Raw genomic sequence first — 15,375 nt, forward strand, 5'->3', positions numbered from 1 at the left:
CATAGGTCCGGGTGATTTTCCTGAATTGCTGCTCACTCTCTGCACAAAATCTGCAATCCGGCGCGGCATTCTTCCGCCATGAGCAAGAACGACATCCCCCTCGCGCCACGCCGTCCGGCTTTGCCGGATCGCCTCCGCAATGACGGATGGTGGCTGACGGAGGCGAGCTGGCCTCGAGGGACCGCCTCCGAGGAGACCCCAGCAACCATGCTCATCGTGATCGAAAAGCGGCATCTACGAGAGGAGCACCAATGGACACAACCGACACGCTGACAGAAGCAATGCCGATCAGGCGTGGCAGTGGCCGGATTACCGCGCTGTTTGCACTGGTGGCGCTGTCTGATTTTCTGATCTTTGGTGAGATGCCCGGGATAAATCTTTTCCTGTTTGCACTCGCCGTCTGCACCGGCATTCTACTTTCGGCCGGGAAGATCCGAGCGCCGTCAATGGCTGCTCTCCTGTTTGGTTTTTCGGTTCTGGCCTCGGCACCTCTGCTGGAAGCGCCCTCATTCACCGGCATCGCCCTTTGCTTCAGCGCGCTGATAGTGGTTGCTCTCGTCGGCGGCAGGCTTATGCCTCGCAGTCTGATCGGTCTGCCGCTGGTGTTTCTCCGTTTCACTCTTGTCATTCCCTTGCGGCTTGCCGACGATATTAGGAAATATCTTAAGACGCCGGCCAAACGTTTCTCCTTCACTGTCGTTTGGCAGGGCGTCGGTCTCTGGATCATGCCTCTCGTTCTCGCCGCAATCTTCGTGTTCCTTTTTGCGGCTGCGAACCCGCTGATCGAGATCGCGCTGCGCAGTATCCGTTTTGCCGTTCTGCTGCAGTTTCTCGACCTTTGGCGGATCGGCTTCTGGATGATGATCGCTACTGTGGTCTGGGCGATGTTGCGGCCGCGCCTGAAGCGGCGCGCTGCGAGGTCGCAAGCCAGCAGGGCGTTCGTCATCGTGCCGACCAGAAATGCACCGTTCGGCCAGGCCTCGCTGCTGCGGTCGCTGCTCCTCTTCAACGCGGTCTTTGCGGTGCAGACGCTTCTCGATCTCGTCTATCTCTGGGGCGGCGCAGATCTGCCCGATCACATGAGCCACGCCGAATATGCTCATCGCGGCGCCTATCCGCTGATTGCGACGGCGCTTCTGGCCGCCGGTTTCGTTCTTCTCGCCATGCGGCGCGGCGGCCCCGGCGATCAAAGTTCGCTGATCCGCGGCCTCGTCCATGCCTGGATCGTCCAGAATGTCCTTCTCTGCCTGTCCTCGATGCTGCGGCTTGGGCTTTACGTCGAGGCCTATTCCCTGACGGAACTGCGCGTCGCCGCCGGTCTCTGGATGGGCCTGGTCGCTATCGGCCTTGTCTTGATCCTGCTGCGCATTCTGCTCAACAGATCCAACGAGTGGCTGATCGCCGCGAACCTCGCTTCCCTGATTGCGGTGCTCTACATCAGCGCCTTCATCGATTTCCCTGATGCCATCGCCCGCTTCAATGTCGTCCACAGTCAGGAGATCAGCCACGAAGGCCCGCCGCTCGATATCTATTATCTCTCCACGCTTGGCCCTTCCGCCATTCCGGCCCTTGATCTCCATATCCGCGCGCTACCGGAATATAGAACCGACAAGATCAGTGAAGCACAGCTCATCCGGGGCTCACTCGTCTGGAAATTCGAGCATCGCCCCCGTGACTGGCGGAGCTGGAGTTTTCGTTCTTCGCGACTGGAGGCCTATCTTCTGTCTCCCGCAGCCATTGCAAGATAGAACGAGAACGATAACAACAGGCACAACAAACTAACGCAGGACCGATGATGGCGCCGCGCATTCTCGTCGTCGACGACGAACCTCACATCCGCGATGTGATCTGCTTTGCCCTCGAGCGCGCCAGCCTCACATCGACGGCAGCCCGCAACGGCGTCGAGGCGATGGCCGTTTTCCGCCGTGGCAACATCGATCTCATCATTCTCGATATCGGCATGCCCGATATGGACGGTCTGGAAGTCTGCCGCCAGATCCGCAAGACTTCGGGATTGCCGATCCTATTTCTTTCCGCGCGCGACGAGGAGATCGACAGGGTATTGGGTCTCGAAATCGGAGGGGATGATTATGTCACCAAACCGTTCAGCCCGCGCGAACTCGTCGCCAGGGTCAAGGCGATCTTGAAGCGCAGCGGCAATGGGGCAGGACCTGAGAGACGCCACGCCAGCCTCGTCGCCGGCGAGCTCAGCCTGGATCGCCACGGCAGGACGGTCATGTTCGGCGAGAGTGCCGTCGCGACGACGGCGCTCGAATTCGCCATCCTGGAGGCATTGTTGTCACGCCCCGATATGGTCTTCAGCCGCGAACGGCTGATGGAGGCGGCTTATGGCGCTGGTACCTATGTCGCCGACCGGACGATCGACAGCCATATCCGCAACATCAGGGCCAAGTTCCTGGCGGCCGGCGGTCAAGGGATCATCGTGACGGTTCACGGCATCGGCTTCAAACTCGGCGGCGAAATCGGGAGGAAGACCTGATGCCGGCACCGAAAGTCAGGATGAAATGGCGGCCGACGCTGGCGCTGATCGTCTATGTCGTGCTTATCGCCGTCATGGCGCTGCCGATCCTGGTCGTCATCTGGTTTCGCGCCTTTGAAGTGAGTTCGAACCGAATGGCGCCGGCGGAAATCGGCGCTCTCGCCGTCGCCTTCATGCTGACGCTCGGCGTTGCCTATGTGCTGACGCGCACCATCACCGGCCCTATCGACGCACTGATCGCTCGCACGGAAGAGATCGCCCGCGGCGGCAAGGGAGCAATCCGGCCGCTGGAAAGCTATGGAACGCGCGAGATCGCCATGCTGTCTCAAAGCTTCCTCGATCTAGCCGGAAAACTGGTCGATCGCACCGAATATGTCCGCTCCTTTGCCGCTCATGTCTCCCACGAACTGAAATCGCCGCTGACGGCCATCCGCGGCGCGGCTGAGCTTTTGCGTGACGATGACGTCGAGAGGCCGATGACGAAGGCGCAGCGTTTGCACTTTCTCGACAACATCGTCGCCGACGCAGTCCGGCTCGATGCATTGTTGCAGCGGTTGAGGGAGCTTGCGCAGGCGGAAACGCCTGTGGCCGAAGGCAGAAGCAACGTCACCGACATCTTATCCTCGCTGCGCGAACGGTTTCCCGCCCTCCATATTTCCGGCGCAGGCGATACGGAAATATCGGTTGCTCTTCCCCAGGAAGCAGCCGGCATCGCCTTTGCCAACCTTGCCGAAAACGCTCTTCAGCACGGCGCCACGCTGTTGGAACTGAAAGTATCGGCCGACGGCCGAACAGCCGTCATTCTTATCCGTGACGACGGCAGCGGTATCTCCGAGGCAAATCGCCAACGCATCTTTCAGCCGTTCTTCTCAACCCGCCGCGAACAGGGCGGTACCGGCATGGGCCTCGGTATCGTCCGCGCCATGCTGAGCTCCCATGGCGGTACGATCCGCCTGCTGCAGACGACCGGCGCAGGCACCGAGTTCGAAATCACCATGCCCGTGCAAATCTTATCCGGCTGAGATCGCACAGATGCGATGTGCGGCGGAACTGGCTGAGGGGCCGCAATTTGTCTTCGAGGCCCACTCCACGATTATATACGCAGCAGGGAGAGAAATTCCCTCCCCCGACCAAGCGGCTGCGAGCCACCCTCCCCCAATCTCGTATTCGCGTCTCACCGCGTCGTATAACCGCCGTCGATAACCAGCACTTCGCCGGTGACATAACTTGCCGCCGCCGAGCAGAGGAACAGGGCAGCACCCGCCACCTCCTCCGGCTGCCCGACGCGTCCCATCGGGGTCATGCTGCGCCAGGTCGGGAACCAGTCGGGATTTTCGATGCCGCCGCGCGACAGATCGGTTTCGATATAGCCCGGCGCGATGGCGTTGACGCGGATATTCTCGGCGGCGACCTCGCTGGCGAGGCTCTTCGTCATCATATGGACCGCCGCCTTGGAGGTGTTATAGGCGACCTGGTTCTGCGGAATATTAGAAACGATGCCCGAGATCGAGCCGATATTGAGGATGACGCCGCCGCCCTGGCGCCGCATCGGTGCGAGTGCGGCGCGGCAAGTGCGGAAGACGGTGTCGACATTGACGGTCATGATCTCCCGCCAGATGGCATCGGAGAACTCGCCGCTGTCGCCATGAATGGCGATGCCGGCATTGTTGACGAGGATGTCGAGCCGCCCCGCCCGTGAGAGGGTCTCAGTGACGAGTTCGTCGGCAGCAATTTCCTTCATCAAGTCGGCAGCGATGAAATCGCAATCGACGCCGGCTTTGGAGAGCCGGTCTTCCGCCGCTGAATTACGGGTTCGTCCGGTGATGATGATCTTGGCGCCCGCCTCGCCGAGCGCCTCGGCGATCGCAAGCCCGATGCCGCGCGTGCCGCCGGTGATCAGCGCAACCTGTCCGTTCAGGCGAAATCTGTCGAAGATCATGTCCGTTTCCTCTCGGCGGTTGTTGAAGGCGATCGCACTTGCGTCAGATGTCCGCGCTCTGCGGCAGGATAACGAGATCGCGGATCGTAATGTTGCGTGGGCGCGTCAGCATGAAAAGCACGGCTTCGGCCACTTCGTTCGCCTCCATCAGGCCGCCCGCGGCGAGCGCCTCATCCAGCTTCTCCTGCGGCCAGTCGCTGAGAAGGGCGGTGACGACTGGGCCTGGGGCGACGGCGCCGACGCGCAAGCCATGCTTGGCCACCTGCCGCCTCAGTGTATGGACGAATGCCTGGACGGCATGTTTCGAGGCCGTGTAGATCGGTTCCCAGACGACGGGGATCATGCCGGCAACGGAACTCGTTAGGATGATGTCCCCGGTCTTGCGCTCGACCATATGCGGCAGAACGGCATGCACCGAGCGGAAGGCGGCATTGACGTTCAGGTTGAGCATCCGGTCCCAGGCATCCGGGTCGCCGCCCAGCACCTCGCCGCCGATATAGGAGCCCGCATTGGCGTGGAAGATGTCCAGCTGGCCGGCTTTTTCCAGAATCTCAGGCATCATCCGTTCGACGCTTTTCGGATCGGTGAGATCGATGACCAAGGGAATGGCGTTGGCGTCGAGTTTCGAGCAGATTTCCTTCAAGGCGTCTTCATTTCGGTCGACCAGCACGACCCGAGCGCCCGCGGCAAGCATGGTCTTGGCGCATTCAAGGCCGATACCCGACGCCGCTCCGGTGACGGCCGCGACTTTTCCAGACAGATCCTGTCCCATTTTCTTCCTCTGCTTTCTGGTTGCTTTAGGCCCGGCCGTGCGAGATTCGCGATCGGCGTGCCAGCGAGTCGACGATGACGGCGACGGCAAGGACAGCGCCGGTGATCATGTATCGAAGCGATGACGACAGATCGAGAAGCGTCAGCCCGCTGGCGATCGACTGGATGACGATGATGCCGAGAAGGGCTGAATAGGCGCTGCCGCGCCCGCCGAACAGGCTCGTGCCGCCGATGACTGCTGCGGCGATGGCGTTGAGATTGACGTCGCCCGTGCCGGCCTGCTGACTTGCCGTCGCCAGCCGTGCGGCGGAGAGAACGCCGCCGGTTGCCGCAAGCAGAGCGCACATGACGAAGGCGCTCGTATAGATGCGCGAGACGTTGATGCCCGAGCGGCGCGCTGCTTCCCTGTTGCCGCCGACGGCATGCATGGAGCGTCCCCATTTGGTGCGCGTCAGCGCATAATTCATGGCGGCGGTGAGCCCGACGAAAAGGCCGAACATCCACGGAATGCCGCGCGACTGGTTGAGATAGAACGCGACAGCCTCCAGGGCGAGTGTGATGATGACGGCGCGCAGAAGCAGCCCACGGGCCGATTTCGCCGACAGGCCTGCCGCCCGCCGGCGCGCCGAGGTGCGGTAGCTGGCGAAGAAAAAGGCAATGCCGGCGAGCGCCACCAGCAGATAGGCGACCGGGTCCGGCATGACCATGATCTGGCCGAAACTCACGAGCCAGGAACCATAGGGAAGATTGATCGAACCGGTCGCTCCGAGGATATAGAGCTGCAGGCCGAGAACCGCGAGCAACCCCGACAGCGTCGACACGAAACTCGGCATGCCGAAGCGGTTGAAGACAAACGCGTAGAGCGAGCCGATCAGTGCGCCGACAATCATTGCGGCGAGGACTGCCAGGACCACTGGCCAACCCTGGTTGACCCAGAAGACGCCGACCAATGCCGAGGCGAAGCCGCTGACGGAGCCGACGGATAGGTCGATCTCACCCACCATCAGGATACAGACGATACCCAGCGAGATGACACCGACCGTCGAGCAGTCGAACAGCATGTTGACGACGTTGCTGCTGGAGAGAAACACCGGATTGAGTGCCTGGAACACCGTCCAGATGATCGCCAGGCCGACAATGACCGGCAGCGAACCGAGATCGCCGGAGCGGATGCGATCCCAAAAGGCCTGGATCGAGCCGCCGAAACTATCGTCATGGCGTACTCTCTCGTCACGCCGGTCGAGCAGCGCCGGTGCCGCCGGATCATTCTCGATAGTCTTCATCATGGCCTTCCCTCCTCGTTCGGTTGGCTTTGCGCCTGGCGGCGCGACGCACGGCGGGAGACGGAATTGTTGGATGCACCGGTGATGGCGCTGACGAGCTGCTCGTTGGACGCGTCGGGCAGCATGGTGCCATTGTTGCGGCCGAGGCGAAGGACGACAATGCGATCGGCAACGGCGCGCACATCCTCCATATTGTGGCTGATCATGATGACAGCGAGGCCGCGTTCCCGCACACGCTCGATGAGGTCAAGCACTTCGGCAGTCTGAGCAACGCCAAGCGCTGCTGTGGGCTCATCGAGCATGATCAGTTTCGGCTCGAGCAGCAGCGATCGGGCGATCGCTACCGTCTGGCGCTGTCCGCCGGACAGTGAGGCGACGGGCTCGCGCACACTTGGAATGCGGGCCGAAAGCTCGTTCAAAAGCTGCCAGGCGCGGATCTCCATGGCGACCTCATCGAGCTGATAGGGACTGAGCTCTTTGCCGAGAAAGATATTGGCGACGACGTCGAGATTTTCGCAAAGTGCCAAATCCTGGAACACCGTTGCAATGCCGAGCCCGAGAGCAGCACTTGGGCTCGGCAGGTTCACCGGCTTGCCCTCGAACAGGATCGTGCCCGAGCTTGGCTGGTGCACGCCGGCCAGGATCTTGACCAGCGTCGATTTGCCGGCGCCGTTGTCGCCCACGAGCGCCACGACCTCACCGGCATGCACATCCAGTTCGATATCGGTGAGCGCCGACACCGCCCCGAAGTTCTTCGATATTCCGCGCAGGCTGAGGACAGGCTGACGGGAAGGGTCAGGAATATGAGAGGTTTCAGACATTGCCTGGCCTTTCGAAAAAGCGAAAATCGGAAGCGCGGCCGGTGGCCCAGCCGCGCTTTCTCTTGGCTCGATTACTTGGTGATGCCGAGCTTCTTGCAGCCGTCGGCATAGCGGCCGGTGCACAACTCCTCGGCGGTGTTGATCTTCTTGTCGATGATCTCGGCCTTGAGGTTTTCGGCAGTGACGACGGCAGGGACGAAAAGCTGCGCCGGTGTGTCGTAGAGCGTCATTTCGGCCTTCGGTGTTTCTCCGGCCAGGAGCTTCACCGCGACGTCGGCAGCGGCAGCGGCGACGATTTCGCTCGGCTTGGAAATCGTATTGTACTGATCCCCCGCGATGATCAGCTGCAGTGCAGCGATCGTCGCATCATTGCCGGTCACCGGCGGCACGGGATCGACACCCGCTGCCTTGAAGGCTGCGATGGCGCCACCACCGGTGCCATCATTGGCGGCGACCACGCCGACGATCTGCTCGCCGAAGCGGGTGATCTGGCCGCCCGCCCATTGCTGGGCGTTCGCGGGCTGCCAGTTCGGTGTGTCGAATTCGGCAAGCGTCTTGTATCCGCCGTTCGCCAGACCCTCGTGAATGCCGTCCTTGATCAGCCCGGCAGCCGCATCGGTCGGTGAACCGTTGATCTGCAGAATGCCGCCGCCATCGGTCGGCACCTTCTGCGCCTTCAGATGCTGGACAAGCGATTCCGCAATCGCCTTGCCGATCGCCTTGTTGTCGAAGGAGACATAGAAATCGGCCTTGCCCTTCGGGATAGGACGGTCATAGGCAATGACCTTGACACCCTGGCTCTGTGCAAGCTGGACGAGCGATGCGGCGGCCGCCGAATCCACCGGGTCCAGCACGATGACCTTGGCGCCTTGCGTGATCGCCGAATTGAACTGTTGCTGCTGTTTGGCGATATCGGCATCGGCGTTCTGATAGAGAACCTTGCACGACGCGCAAAGCTTCTTCATTTCCGCGACAAAGCCCGGATGGTCGTGCTCTTCGTAGCGGGTCGAGCCCTGGTCGGGCATGAGGAATGCCACTGTCGCATCCGCAACGGCCGTTTGCGCAAAGGCGGAAGTACCGCCCAACAAGGACAGGACAAATACCGCGGCGCCTACCGCCTTTGTTGAGAATTTCATCATTTCCATCTCCTCCCATTGAAAAAATTGTGTAGATTCGTGATTGCACTGTTCTGCTGTGGCCGTTCGGCTGAAGGAACGGTCGCGCTTGTCCCGACGGTTTGGCGTTTTTGAGGACAAGCATCTCCGATCGCGAGCCGCTCATCGCGTGCCCGCGTTCAAGTCAGTGTCAGTTTTTGTTCCTCCTCCTTGTCCTCCCTCGTCCCTTGGATCGTGCTCGTTCGGCTCCTCTAGGCCGCCTTTGCCACGTTGATATTGTCACCCAACAACCGTCGGAAACGGGAAGGCGTCATGCCTTTTTCCGCGAGAAACTGCCGGTTGAAGTTGGACAGATTGTTGAAGCCGACCTCGAAGCAGATATCGATGATCGATGCGTGCTCATCGCTCATCAGGATCTGGCAGGCGAGATTGATGCGCAGGCGTTTCACATACTGTACCAGCGACATGCCGGTATGACGGCGGAATGCGCGCGAAAAGGCGCCGGTCGACTGTTCGGCGATCGCCGCGAGATCGGCTTCGTCGAAGGATTTTGTCAGGTTCTCTCTGATATAGGCGAGCGCCTTGTTGATGCCGGCCGACATGTAGCCCGACGGATCGGGCAGATAGCTCGGACTGGCAAGGAACTGGGCATCGTGCGCCCGACTGAGCAGGCCGATGATCATCATGAAGAGCTCGATGCGGCGCACACCGTGGGCCTGCTGCACCTCATTCATCAAAGGAGCAACCTGCCGGCTGGTATCGGCGCCGAAGAGCACACCGCGGCGGGAGGCTTCGAGAACAGGTTCGAAGGGGCCGAGTTCGGCCAGCACCTTCATCGTATCGCTGATGAAGCCCTCGCTGAACTGGATGAGCTGGCATCGAAGCGGAATGCTTGAGCCCTTCGGGACATCGCTGATCCAGTTGTGGGGAAGATTGGGACCAGCAAGAACGAGATTACCAGGCTCGAATTCGCCGATGAAGTCGCCGACGAAATACCGTCCTGTCGTCGCCACGACGAGATGAAGTTCGTATTCCGGGTGAAAATGCCAGCGAACCGTATGGTATGGATAACCGTGCGCCTTCGTCGCGAAAGATTCGCCCGGCCTGATCTGAATGACTTCCAAGTCAGGTTCCATTGTCTCCTCCTCCGAGGACGGTTCCAGGCCCGCCAGCCAAATTCCCTTTTTGGCTTTATTGTTGAAGGGAGTGTAGTGGGCTCTTGTCACGCCCGCCACCACGATTCCCGGCTAAAACCGATACTTTTTTGACAATTGACGCTGCGCAGCCGGCGTAAAGACGACAGCAATCCGCATTGCACATCGTTCAAGAGCGTTCCTCAGGCGGCCAAGGCGGCAATGACGTTTCTAACCAGCGCAGAGGAGGACAGCCGGCTCGTGGCGCAGCTCGGGGAGCCGATCGCACCGACACGGACGGAAACGCCGCCGCGGGCATTGGCGACCGCAAACATCGACTCGTCGGTCAGATCATCGCCGATGGTAATCGGGGAGCGGTTCTTGAACGGGTCGGACTGGAAAAACCGCTCCAGCGCATCGCCCTTGCTCGACCGTGCCGGACGCAGTTCGAATACCATCTTGCCGAGCTGCAATGCCCAGTTCGGCCCGGCGAGCTCCGCATAGTAGTGCATGCGGTCTTCGAGCACCTTTTCATACTCGGGCGCGAGCCGGTAATGGGCGGCAACGGCCGCACCTTTATCCTCGATCAAGACTCCAGGATAGTGCTCGGCTTCCGCGGTTAGCGCATGCTTCAGCGCCTGAAATTCAGGTGTCGCCTCGATCGTCTGCATTCCAGCGGCGTTCCTGATTTCCGCGCCGTGCAGGCCTGCTGTCGGAAATGCAAAGGGCTTGAACAGCTCGTCTGCATAGGCAAGTGATCGTCCTGTGACCAGCGCCAGGGCACCGCCGAGCTTGTTCGACAGGCGATGAAGTTGTCCGGGAAGCGCCTCTGGGACCTCGATCGCATCCGGCGTGGGCGCAAGATTGAGCAGCGTCCCGTCGATATCGAGAAACATCGCCCAGTGATCCGGCTCTTCCAAGACCAGTGAAAGCATTTCCTGAGTAGCGTCGTCGTCCTGCACGGCATTCTCCAAACTCTGCAACCATGGAACCTAGGTCGCCGGCCGACAAGGACAAGGTGGCTTTTCAGACTCCGGAACATCCAGAGGCTAGTCCGCGTTGTATCTCGCCGCCCGTTCGAGCACTCGCGCCGTAGAAGGTACATTGATGGCCAAAAGCAGTTCCGATCCCCGTGATGAGGTCAATGCCCCGCTGGCACATGGCGCTCTAAACCTGCCATTGGTGACGATCGACGACTACAACAACGAACTGCGTGACAAGGATGGTTTCGTTGGCGACAACGCAAACAAAAAGACGTTCCAACAGAAGCTCGACGATTGGAGAAAACGCATCCGCAAGGTCGGAGACGACCCAATCGGCAAGACCGCGACGGAGAAACTCTCCAAGAAAAAAATCGATGCTATTTTGAAGGGCGATGATTTGGAGGCGGCGGCGTTGGTCATGGGGGCAGTCGAGGATTTTGCGCAAGACTTTGCCGATGTGATCGGAAAGTTTCTGAAGGACAAACGCTGGGGAAAGACAGAACGTATCGTCGTTGGCGGCGGCTTCCGTCGGAGCCACTTTGGCGAATTGGCGATCGCCAGGACCATGGTCATTCTCAAAGCGGCCGGCGTCGACGTCGAAGTCGTGCCGATCGTTCACCACCCCGATGAGGCCGGGCTGATCGGCGCGGTCCACCTGATGCCGCGCTGGATGTTCAAAGGTCACGAGGCGATCCTGGCCGTCGATATCGGCGGCACGAACGTTCGCGCCGGCGTCGTTCAATTCGGAAAGGACGATGTGCCGAATTTTGCGGATGCAAGCGTCTGGGAATCCGCCATCTGGCGTCATGCCGACGATGAGCCAAGCCGGACTGCGACCATCGAGAAGTTGGCCGCGATGTTGCGGGATCTGATCGGCAAGGCCGAGAAGGCCAATCTCAAGCCGGCACCCATCATCGGGATCGCATGCCCCGGCATCATCAAAGCCGATGGCTCCATCGAACGCGGCGGACAGAACCTGCCGGGCGGAAACTGGGAGAGCGACAGCTTCAACCTTCCCGCCGCACTGATGAAGGCCATTCCGGAGATCGGTGACGACAGCACATTCGTGATGATGCACAACGACGCCGTCGTGCAGGGATTGTCGCAGATCCCTTTTATGAACGACGTGTCGAGATGGGCAGTGCTGACCATCGGCACGGGGTTGGGCAATGCGCATTTTACGAATCGCGAGGCAACGAAGGCGCGATAGTGGAATGCCTGCCTCGTGCAACTCTGCAGGCAGGAACGCGGGCTCGGCCGCCGCCGTGCCGCATTATGGTAAATAGCAGGTAAACAAGAAGGAATTCCGTAGACGGAAGCGAACTCGCCAATAGGTTCCGCTAGGAAAGATGGCCGCTTTGCGAAACATGGAGGTGAGATCTGGTCGATCGGGCTGGCAACAATGTCTGCGAACGCACGATCGTTACCAGCACTGTCGATGATACCCGCCGAAACCTGATTCGCCTAGCATGCGCTGTTCTCATCGTCGCGGTTAAGGACGCCCCGGGATGTAGGCAACCTTATTCGCGCTCAACTGCGGCATGTGATTAGACTGGTGCCATCGACCTGGCCTGGCGATTATCGGATCTCCGGACAAGCGAACCGCAACCCCTTGACGCCAGCCGCCCCTCTGCATTCCACCGACTTTGATCGGCATGAAAATTCCGGCTGCAGCTCCCCTCCCCCGATGGTCCGCAGCAGCAACGCGCCCCTATAGTAAGACCCACATCGGAGTCTCGGAATTCTGCGATGCCGCATGATCCGAGACAGCCCGGTTCGCCGGTGCCGGCAAGATAGGCCCCTTCATGGCAGGCCGCTTCTGCGCGCCACTCTTCGGTCCCCGCGCGCGGAAGCGATCCGAGACGGCGAGCGTCGCTGCCGAAGGCGCATTTCAGAGCGGCGCTTGCAGATGGAGGTCTCCCCTCCCCTTTCCCGCGTCGCATCGGAAAAGATGGTGATAACGCCGACGGGCGGTTCTCGGCAGGTTCAAATTGCGCTTATCTCTACGGCTTCACGCAATCGATGCGCAGACGAAAGATGGATGATGAACTTCAAGGGAATAAGCGCTCCGCTCAATGCCGGCCGTCTCGAACAAATGCTCGGCCTTGCTCAGCCACGCCGCGTTGCCGAAACCCAAGACGCAAAAGACAAGGCCTCCGGCAGCGAATCCGTCCGCGGGCTGGAAGCGGAAAATCTGTGCCGTTCGTCTGCCTATAAATGAGAAACGGATTGCCTGATCCGGCATGCCCAAGCGGCGGATGTTGTCCTCCAGTGAGTCGGTAATGGAGTTCTGCCGTATTGAAATATGCTGAGATGCGCTGAGGGTGGCCGTCGATGGATGCGGACACGGCGGCATTGTCAGCTGACAATTGAGCTAAGATTCCGGAATTCCACGTGATTTTTTCATCGAATCCAGTTTGTTATCCATTGGCTAACCAAGAAATCGCTTGACGGAATCGGCAGACTCACGATCATTTGCGCAAAATGACCCGATTTATCAGGATTTGCGTGAATGCCGACCAAGGCCGCGATTGTTGAGAAAGCCAAGAGAGCGAGTCGAGTATCGATCGACGAGACGATCGCGCAGGACTCGACGATGCTCAGCAGCCAATTGCAAGTGCTGTTCGAGCGGTTGTTTTCGCCCGATGCCCGCAAATCGCTACGGCGGTTCAGCAGCACCGAGACTGCCAAGCTGCTCGGCGTTACCGACAGCTATGTTCGTCACCTCGCCGCCCAGGTGGAAAGCATCAATCCGGAAAAGACGGCGGCCGGTCGACGGGTGTTCTCGCTTGAGGAAATTCATGCAATGCGCCACCATCTTGGGCGCACCAAACCCTCCTATCTGCCGATGCGCCGGCCGGGTGACCATCTCCAGGTGATTGCCGTCACCAATTTTAAAGGCGGCTCCGGCAAGACGACGACATCAATCCACCTGGCGCAGTTCCTGGCTCTTCGCGGCTACCGCGTGCTCGCCGTCGACCTCGATCCGCAGGCCTCGATGTCGGCGATGCTCGGATATCAGCCCGAATTCGACGTCGGCGAAAACGAGACGCTTTACGGTGCCATCAAATATGACGAAACGCGACGCGACGTAGCCGACATCGTCCGCCAGACTTATTTTCCGGGGCTCGATCTCATTCCCGGCAATCTCGAACTGCACGAGTTCGAACACGATACTCCAAAGGCACTCGCCGACACCAACCGCGACGACAAGGACATGTTCTTCATGCGGGTCGGCAATGCGCTGCATTCGCTGGAGCAGAGCTACGACGTCGTCATCATCGATTGCCCGCCGACCCTCGGCTTCCTGACACTGTCTGCTCTCTGCGCGGCAACGTCCGTCCTCATCACCGTCCATCCGCAGATGCTCGACGTCGCGTCGATGAACCAGTTCCTGACGATGACCTCCGACCTTCTGGCCGTGGTCAAGCAGGCAGGCGGCAATCTCGATTATGACTGGATGCGTTATCTGATCACCCGCTATGAGGCCAATGATGGACCGCAGGCGCAGATCGTCGCCTTCCTGCGCAGTCTGTTCGGCGAGCGCGTGCTGACCTCGATGATGGTCAAGTCGACAGCGGTCTCGGATGCGGGCCTGTCCAAGCAGACAATCTACGAGGCGGGACGCGAGACGATGCATCGCCAGACCTATGACCGCGGGGTGGAATCCGTCGACAGCGTCAATGCCGAGGTCGAGCAACTCATTCGCAGCGCATGGAGCAGGACATGAGCCCAAAAGGACGCGACATCCTGAAGAGCATGGTCGGTGCCGTCGAGCCAACACGGCCGGAGGTGCCGAGCGTGCAACAACCGCATCGGCCATCGGGAGCGGTCAAGGCGATGAACCTGTCGCTTGGACGGCTGGGAGAGGAAGCAGCCGCCGCCAAGGCGCTGCGCGAATCGCTGGCTTCCGGTGACAAGGTGCTGGAGATCGATCCGGCTGCCGTCGAAATGTCCTTCATCCGCGACCGTATCCCGGTCGACAAGGATGCCGAGTTCGAGCGATTGAAGCAGTCCATCCAGGAAAGCGGACAGCAGGTTCCGATCCTGGTGCGGCCGGACCCGGCAAGGGCCGGGCACTACCAAGCCGCCTATGGCCACAGACGCCTGCGGGCGGCCGCAGAGATCGGGGTTCCTGTTAAGGCCGTCGTGCGGAAGCTCACAGATGAAGAGTTGATCCTCGCGCAGGGTCAGGAGAACGGCCCCCGTGTCGACTTGAGCTTTATCGAGCGGGCCCTGTTTGCACGCCGCATGGATGAACATGGCTTCAGCCGCGACATGATTGCCAAGGCGCTGGCGACAGACAAGCCGGAAACGTCAAGGCTGCTGCAGGTGGCTCAGACGATTGATCCCGAGATCATTCTTGCCATCGGGCCGGCCCCCAAGGTCGGCCGCCCGCGCTGGTTGGCATTTGCGGAGAAATTCAGGGAGACGGGCGGGCAGAAAAAGGCGCAGGCCGCCATCAGTGCCGCTGGTTTCGGGACGTTGGAGACCAACAGCCGCTTCGATGTCATCTGGAAGGCACTGGAGGAGAAGAGCGCACCGCAGCGGGCCGAGCAGACGCTCCGGACCCAAGGGGGGGCGCCGCTTGCTTTGGTGGCCCGCTCCGGCAAAACCTTTCGCATCACCGTCAAATCGGCGGCGTTTTCGGAATTCCTGGCTCAGCGGTTGATAGGCCTCGCCGCCGAGTTCGAAGAGGAAATGAGGGAAAATGAGGCAGTTAGACCGGTTGTCAGCTGACAATCCGGATAGGAGATAACGCGCAAAAGAAAAAAGCCCCCGAACGTCACCGTCACGGAAGCTTTCCTCGTAGTCTTGAACACCTCCGAG

General features: G+C 60.3%; 14 protein-coding genes. 7 read left to right on the top strand and 7 right to left on the bottom strand.

Annotated features, from left to right (window positions below; all coding sequences use genetic code 11):
• Positions 1 to 251 precede the first annotated feature (251 nt).
• From FFM53_RS34870 to FFM53_RS34880, 3 genes are read left to right on the top strand one after another with little or no spacing between them, the layout of a single operon-like run.
• Positions 252 to 1,748: a DUF4153 domain-containing protein gene (locus tag FFM53_RS34870; RefSeq protein WP_138390178.1), complete on the top strand. Its 1,497-nt coding sequence runs from the start codon at positions 252 to 254 to the stop codon at positions 1,746 to 1,748.
• Between the two features lie 47 nt (positions 1,749 to 1,795).
• Positions 1,796 to 2,500, top strand: a complete 705-nt coding sequence (locus FFM53_RS34875) for a response regulator (protein ID WP_138390179.1) — start codon at positions 1,796 to 1,798, stop codon at positions 2,498 to 2,500.
• Positions 2,500 to 3,522, top strand: a complete 1,023-nt coding sequence (locus tag FFM53_RS34880) for a HAMP domain-containing sensor histidine kinase (protein ID WP_138390180.1) — start codon at positions 2,500 to 2,502, stop codon at positions 3,520 to 3,522. The genes FFM53_RS34875 and FFM53_RS34880 overlap by 1 nt, the downstream gene beginning before the upstream one ends.
• A gap of 152 nt (positions 3,523 to 3,674) precedes the next feature.
• On the opposite strand, the gene FFM53_RS34885 is transcribed toward FFM53_RS34880, so the two are convergent.
• The 7 genes from FFM53_RS34885 to otsB all read right to left on the bottom strand — a co-directional run bounded on the left by FFM53_RS34885 (position 3,675) and on the right by otsB (position 10,545).
• Positions 3,675 to 4,439 carry an SDR family NAD(P)-dependent oxidoreductase gene (locus FFM53_RS34885; protein WP_138390181.1) on the bottom strand — a complete coding sequence of 255 codons (765 nt, stop codon included), beginning with the start codon at positions 4,437 to 4,439 and terminating at the stop codon, positions 3,675 to 3,677.
• Positions 4,440 to 4,482: 43 nt separating this feature from the next.
• On the bottom strand, positions 4,483 to 5,211 hold the full coding sequence (locus FFM53_RS34890) for an SDR family oxidoreductase (protein ID WP_173883714.1): 729 nt from the start codon (positions 5,209 to 5,211) through the stop codon (positions 4,483 to 4,485).
• A gap of 25 nt (positions 5,212 to 5,236) precedes the next feature.
• Complete coding sequence (locus FFM53_RS34895) at positions 5,237 to 6,496, bottom strand: sugar ABC transporter permease (protein WP_138390183.1); 1,260 nt, start codon at positions 6,494 to 6,496, stop codon at positions 5,237 to 5,239.
• On the bottom strand, positions 6,493 to 7,314 hold the full coding sequence (locus tag FFM53_RS34900; protein ID WP_042954202.1) for an ATP-binding cassette domain-containing protein: 822 nt from the start codon (positions 7,312 to 7,314) through the stop codon (positions 6,493 to 6,495). The genes FFM53_RS34895 and FFM53_RS34900 overlap by 4 nt, the downstream gene beginning before the upstream one ends.
• A gap of 71 nt (positions 7,315 to 7,385) precedes the next feature.
• A complete protein-coding gene (locus FFM53_RS34905; RefSeq protein ID WP_173883715.1) occupies positions 7,386 to 8,459 on the bottom strand; it encodes an ABC transporter substrate-binding protein in 1,074 nt (357 codons plus the stop codon).
• A 221-nt stretch (positions 8,460 to 8,680) separates the two neighbouring features.
• Positions 8,681 to 9,565 (bottom strand): helix-turn-helix domain-containing protein, encoded by an 885-nt coding sequence (locus tag FFM53_RS34910; protein ID WP_138390185.1) that lies wholly within the window; start codon positions 9,563 to 9,565, stop codon positions 8,681 to 8,683.
• 200 nt (positions 9,566 to 9,765) lie between these two features.
• Positions 9,766 to 10,545, bottom strand: coding sequence for a trehalose-phosphatase (otsB, locus tag FFM53_RS34915; protein WP_171600003.1), 780 nt, complete (start codon positions 10,543 to 10,545; stop codon positions 9,766 to 9,768).
• A gap of 124 nt (positions 10,546 to 10,669) precedes the next feature.
• Between otsB and FFM53_RS34920 the strand changes: the two genes are divergently transcribed.
• The 4 genes from FFM53_RS34920 (at position 10,670) to repB (ending at position 15,285) form a co-directional block, all read left to right on the top strand.
• Positions 10,670 to 11,755, top strand: coding sequence for an ROK family protein (locus FFM53_RS34920; RefSeq protein WP_138334733.1), 1,086 nt, complete (start codon positions 10,670 to 10,672; stop codon positions 11,753 to 11,755).
• A gap of 834 nt (positions 11,756 to 12,589) precedes the next feature.
• A complete protein-coding gene (locus FFM53_RS34925; protein ID WP_173883716.1) occupies positions 12,590 to 12,766 on the top strand; it encodes a hypothetical protein in 177 nt (58 codons plus the stop codon).
• 291 nt (positions 12,767 to 13,057) lie between these two features.
• Entirely contained in the window at positions 13,058 to 14,275 is a 1,218-nt protein-coding gene (gene repA / locus FFM53_RS34930; RefSeq protein WP_017958286.1) for a plasmid partitioning protein RepA, read from the top strand.
• Positions 14,272 to 15,285, top strand: a complete 1,014-nt coding sequence (gene repB, locus FFM53_RS34935; protein ID WP_138334557.1) for a plasmid partitioning protein RepB — start codon at positions 14,272 to 14,274, stop codon at positions 15,283 to 15,285. Before repA ends, repB begins: the two co-directional genes overlap by 4 nt.
• Positions 15,286 to 15,375 lie beyond the last annotated feature (90 nt).

This window comes from Rhizobium indicum (genome assembly GCF_005862305.2).
Lineage (GTDB): Bacteria > Pseudomonadota > Alphaproteobacteria > Rhizobiales > Rhizobiaceae > Rhizobium > Rhizobium indicum.